This is a genomic window from Microcystis sp. LE19-10.1B (assembly GCF_027530565.1).
In the GTDB taxonomy this organism is placed as follows: domain Bacteria; phylum Cyanobacteriota; class Cyanobacteriia; order Cyanobacteriales; family Microcystaceae; genus Microcystis; species Microcystis aeruginosa.
Window position 1 is genome coordinate 1 of sequence record NZ_JAPZQM010000569.1, and the last position, 5,473, is coordinate 5,473.

Sequence of the window (5,473 nt, forward strand, 5' to 3'; positions counted from 1 at the left end):
GAATACCATGATTGCTATAACTTGTTTGATCCTCGGCACTGCCATTGAGTGATAAATAAGTAACTAAGCCAAGATCATCAACTAAGGGAGATTGATACATCGCTTTTTGGATTTCTTCTTGGCTACGCGCTTGATTCCAAAGAGAAAGTTCGGCGAGACAACCTTGCCAATAATGGGAGAGATTAACAGCGGCTCCTAAGATGATTTTTTCGATCCCGGTTAAGGCACGGTTATGACCGTTGCCACAATGCCATATGATCCCGTTACGGTAGATTAACATTCGACCTGTGGTCGCATTTTTGACAAAGGCCCAATGAGTCCAATCACTATAATCCTTAAGCTTGACTTTTTTTTCAATTCGATCAAAACCTTCTTCATTTCCTGCGTCCCAAAAAATCGCAGGTTTCAGGGGATCGCCCCAAGGCAGGGTAATATGTAGAACGCGGTTATTTTCCTGATTAACAGCTTCTAAAAGAGTCGTTTCTGTGGCTAAATTATTTTCCCCTTTTGCCCAAAATGTCATGGTAATACTCTGATCGATGTCAAGAAATCCCTGGGATAGCTCCATATGATCATCGATGCCATTAAATTTTAGTACAGAGCGTTGTTCAGCCATTGGTTTTGTCACCGACCGGGGGAGAAAGAGGTAATCAGGGGTTCAGGGATTCTGACTAATAAGAGACTGATCTATCGGTCGTGATTTCCCAGAATGCTACTTCCTAGCTTAACACATTTTAGTTATCTAGCGATATAATTGAGAAGTTTTCACAAAATTTAGCTTCAATAGCCTCTCATCCCATATTATCGGTCAATTGTTGTTGGTAGAAACTGGTAGTTAAATTGCTGACATCGTTAGGCAGCTGTCGGGTTTGTCCAGGTTCTAGGGTCGATTCGAGGTCTGGCTATTGGCTGATTATATCAATCTTTTCCAGCCAGATTATATCAATCTTTTCCAGCCAGACAGCTTAAGGTGAGATTTTAAGCCACTTTAAGATTTGAGGATTTTTGTCATAACGATAGGTAAAACCATCGTTGGCTACGATCAAATTTCCGCGACTAGCTTTACTACGAACACTAGAGATCGATAAGTCGGTTAATAGTTTTATCTCTTGATGAGAAAGTCCCTCAAGAGACTGATGTGTTTCTGGGGATTCTGACTCATGATTAGTGGTAATATCAGGTTTTACAGAATTGCCATTAGGGGTCTTAGTAAACATTTCTCGCGCTTTCTTAAGGCGATAATTTTCAACAGTCAAGAGTTCCCAACTAGAGTCGGCCGAGAGTTCTAGAACCCATTGATGGTAATTAAAGAGACTTTCTCGATGACCGACACTAATAAAAGTTGTCTTACGAGCTTTTAATTGCTCATATAGAATCCTTTCGTTGACTAAATCTAGGGCGCTGGTTGCTTCATCTAAAATGATAAAACTGGGGGGATTAACTAAGAGCCTAGCAAAGGCTAGACGTTGTTGTTCTCCTAGGGAGAGAATGTTTTCCCAGGGTTTTTCAGAGTCAAATTCATCCACCCGACTTAGGGTATTTTGTAAATTGACTTGTTGTAATACTGCTTGAATTTCGGTATTAGTTATCTGACGATCGGTCTGAGGATAGAGCAATTGTTCCCGCAAGGTTCCCAGGATAATATAGGGACGTTGAGGTAAAAAGAGAATTTCTTCAAGGGGAGGCCGCATTAAACTTCCCGTACCAGAATTCCATAAACCCGCGATTGCTCGTAGGAGGGAACTTTTGCCGCGGCCACTAGGGCCAACAATTAGTAATCCTTCACCGGGTTGAACAGAAAGAGATAGATCTTCGACAATTACCTGCTCATAGTCGGGAGTTTGTAAAGTGACTTTCTCAAAGGCAAAATGATTTTCTTCGATAGTTTTGATCGTGCTGACATTCTCTGGTTGTTGAGTAACAGTTTCTAGGGCAGTCGAAAACTCATTTAAACGTTCAACATAACTAGAAAATCGTCCCGAAATGCCAAATTCAGTGATCAGGTCTCCCAAAGAAGTAGCGAATATATAACAGGCTGTGGAAGCTTGTTCCACCTGTCCATAATCGATCTCACCTCTAATATACAAAGGTCCCAGAATTAAGAAGGGAAATACTTGAATAGCGGCCTGATAGCCCCTAGCAAACAGTTCGTTCCCTCTTTCCCAATCAATTTTATTTCGAGTATCATCTAATACCTTTTTAAATCTTCGCTGAATGATATTTGATTCTTCTTTCTCCCCCCGAAAAAAGGCGATGGATTCAGCATGATTGCGAACGTGAGTTAACGCATAATTATAATCAGCTTTTGAAGCTAATTGCTTTTCATTGATCTTGATTAATTCTTGGTTTAAATAAAGGGCGATAAAATTACCGATGACTGTATAAATAAGTAGCGGAATAGCGATCCGCTGAGAAATCGTCCAGATCACTACTAAAAAGACAAGCATCTTCAGGCTTTTTTCTAGAAAAGATGAGAAAAAGCTAAGAGCATTACTGGTGATCGGTTCAATTTCTTGAGCAATGCGTTGATCAGGATTATCAATATCAGATTTGAAATTAATTTTATAATAGGCACGTTTATGGAAGTATTTAGTTAAAACCTGACCATTTAGCCATTCATACCAATGCAAAGCAATTTTTTTGGAAATATTTTTACTGTAACCGACTAGCAGTGTCACCAAGATCAGCCCAATCACATAGGCGATCAATTCCTGATTAAATTTGGCATAGTCTCCCTGTTGTACAATTGCGTCAATCAAGCGACGAATAGCAAAACTATTAAAAAGCGTTACGACTACTAAACCGAGGATTAGAAAAATTAGCAAAAATAGCATTCCCCAGCCACGAATCACCTCGGGAAAGCTTCTTGCGCCTGGTTCGGTCGGATACCAGTAAGGTTGAGTGATCGCCTTGACATCTTTCAAAAATTGGTTAAAAGAAGCAAGTGCATTTTTGTTTTCAGCAACTTGGGTTGACATATTTCCAAAAAAAAGGGGTTGACGCTATTGGTAGTCGGGCAGCAGATGAGCCTTTGCTAGTTTAACATTTTTGTCTCATATTTTTTCCAAGCAAGTAAATAAGTAGAGATCAGGGATAAATCGAGAGGATGACAAACGATTGAGCTATGAGCTAATCCCTCGATAGTTTGACAAGCATCGAACCGAGGCTTTGTCTGACTAATCATTTTAGCTGATTTTAAAATAATTGGGAAGCAAGAACTAACGGCTTTTTCTCCTCCCTGCTCAAAAAGGTAATTTTCAACCATCACTAACCAATTTTTATCGGATACCGGTTCAGTGGCATAACCACAGGCATTAATTAGTTCAAAAAGTCTCTGCCATGAAATTGATTCAGGATTAACTAAATGAAAGGTTTTTCCTAAAAGTTGCTTTTGCCTTGAGAGATAAACAATAGCTTTACTGGCATAGTCAATGGGAATAATATTAATATCCACATCAAAAGTGGGAAATTTTTCTAATTTAATACATATTTGAATAAACCGAAAAAAGAAATTATTGGATTTTCGATAAATTCCAGTTTTGCTGTCACCCATAATTCTTGTAGGTCGATAAATAGAGACGGGCAAACCTCTTTTTTGAGCTAGGTGTATTAATTCTTCAGCCACCCATTTGCTTTGTTTATAGCCCGTATTTAAACTGGGAGAAAATAGAGGAAAGTCCGTCTCTCTAATCGCTATATCTTGTCTATGAGCCTGACTAAAAAAAATGGCGACTGTCGAGATAAAATGAACTGGTTTAGTTTTTCTTAGTCCGGCTAACTTAAGAAGTTCTTGAGTTCCCAAAACATTAACCGCTTTCATTTGAGAGTAAGGGGTGATCGGGTCGTTTTCTGATCCGTTATGATAAATAACATCAATGTCGGTGGCTAATTGACAAAAATCTTTCTCAGAAAGACCTAACAATGGTTGAGCTAAATCGCCAACTATCGGGATAATACGATCATCAAAAGGTTCCTGCCAAAGTTGGTAAGATTGGAGGTTTTCTTTTAGTCGCTGTTTACCAGTTTCTAAAGTATGACAACGAATTAAACAATAGATATTAGCGGTGGTTTGACCGATCAGTTCCCGGAGCAAATAAGCCCCTAAAAATCCAGTAGCGCCAGTTAAAAAAATTGATTTTGGCTCGTCAATATCCTCCTTCAGAGGACTGTCAAAACTAATATCAGGATTGAGAATAGCTTCTGTTTTAAAATCTGGAATACATTCTTGATTGCTCATGCTTTGCTAGGACATATCTAATTTAATTTAGGGAGTGGACTTGCTTCAATCAAACTCTGCACAGGCATAGTATCAATAATTTTATCTATTTGAAATCCAGCGCTTGTTAATAGGACTTTTAATTCATTTTCTGAGCGAATTTTTCCTGAATGAAGCATCCATAACTGTAGATCAGCTAAATTATCTCTCCAATAAATTTTGCGGATAATTCTTTCTGCAATTAATAATCGAGATGTGGAAGGCATATACTGGCGACAGTTTTTGAGAATATCAACCACTTGTTGATCATTCCAACTGAGCAAAACTTGCTTGAGTAAATAAACATCGGCTACGACGGGAACCGATTCAAAAAAATCTCCACTTATCAACTCACAGCGTTCGCTTACCCCTTCCTGTTTCAATAAATTTTTGGCTTTTTCAAGGGAGTATGGCTGTTCAAAAAGTATCCCTTTTATTTGAGGGTAACGTTTTAAGATAGCAGCAATCAGTTTTCCCTGACCGCCACCAATATCTGCCAATACTTCTACGGAGGAAAAATCATAAGCTTCTAATATTTTGGCTATTTGGAATGTGGTTATATCATTCATTGATTGATCATAAACTTTATTTTGGCTAGGATTCTCTCGATGGTACTCCTCAATATCAAGACCATACATGGCTTTAAAAGCTCCTTCACCAGTCGTTAAACTTTGGGTAAAATTGCCCCAACAAGCATAACTTTCTTCTATCTCGGTAATTAGCCAGTTGCGTAAAGTTCCCACTTGATCATCCCTTAGATAAGCCGCTAAGGGAGTATTTTGAAAATAATCCGGTTGATTTTCTTGCAAAATTCCTAAACTGACCAAAGTTCGTAAAAGACGATAGAGAGAATCAGCATGAGTGTTAGTTTCCGTCGCTAATTCTTGATAGTGTTTTGAGCCATCTCCTAACAAATCAAGAATCCCTAATCTCACAGCAGCATAAACACATTGACTGATCTGAAACCCCCTAATCATCAGTAAAACGGTGTCTCTAGGAGATATTTGATTTGGGTTTTCTCTGGGAAGATTAAACATAATTTAATGACCTTTTTGATTGAGCTTACGGATTCCCTAAAAAAAGGGTTCTTCGTTACTTGGTATGGTTCGATAGGGGGGCATAAATCGACTAAATCCTTATCTGGCAAGAGACTTAATTGATTAGTTCGCTCTAGAGCAAAAACAATTGACAAAAATCGCTAAATGCCTTTCTCTATAA

5 protein-coding genes are annotated in these 5,473 nt (G+C 38.6%); all 5 read right to left on the reverse strand.

Going from position 1 to position 5,473, the window contains the following annotated elements; genetic code table 11:
• The coding region (locus tag O9332_RS20690) for a LamG domain-containing protein (RefSeq protein WP_288027194.1) at positions 1-616 on the reverse strand (616 nt) is incomplete at its 3' end.
• A gap of 349 nt (positions 617-965) precedes the next feature.
• Positions 966-2,978 (reverse strand): ABC transporter ATP-binding protein/permease, encoded by a 2,013-nt coding sequence (locus O9332_RS20695; RefSeq protein ID WP_002761476.1) that lies wholly within the window; start codon positions 2,976-2,978, stop codon positions 966-968.
• A gap of 56 nt (positions 2,979-3,034) precedes the next feature.
• Entirely contained in the window at positions 3,035-4,237 is a 1,203-nt protein-coding gene (locus tag O9332_RS20700) for an SDR family oxidoreductase (protein ID WP_002761479.1), read from the reverse strand.
• 17 nt (positions 4,238-4,254) lie between these two features.
• Positions 4,255-5,232, reverse strand: a complete 978-nt coding sequence (locus O9332_RS20705; RefSeq protein WP_288027197.1) for a methyltransferase — start codon at positions 5,230-5,232, stop codon at positions 4,255-4,257.
• The gene (locus O9332_RS20710; RefSeq protein ID WP_288027199.1) at positions 5,232-5,447 is read right to left on the reverse strand and encodes a hypothetical protein; all 216 of its coding nucleotides are present in this window, start codon (positions 5,445-5,447) and stop codon (positions 5,232-5,234) included. Before O9332_RS20710 ends, O9332_RS20705 begins: the two co-directional genes overlap by 1 nt.
• Between the last annotated feature and the right edge of the window lie 26 nt (positions 5,448-5,473).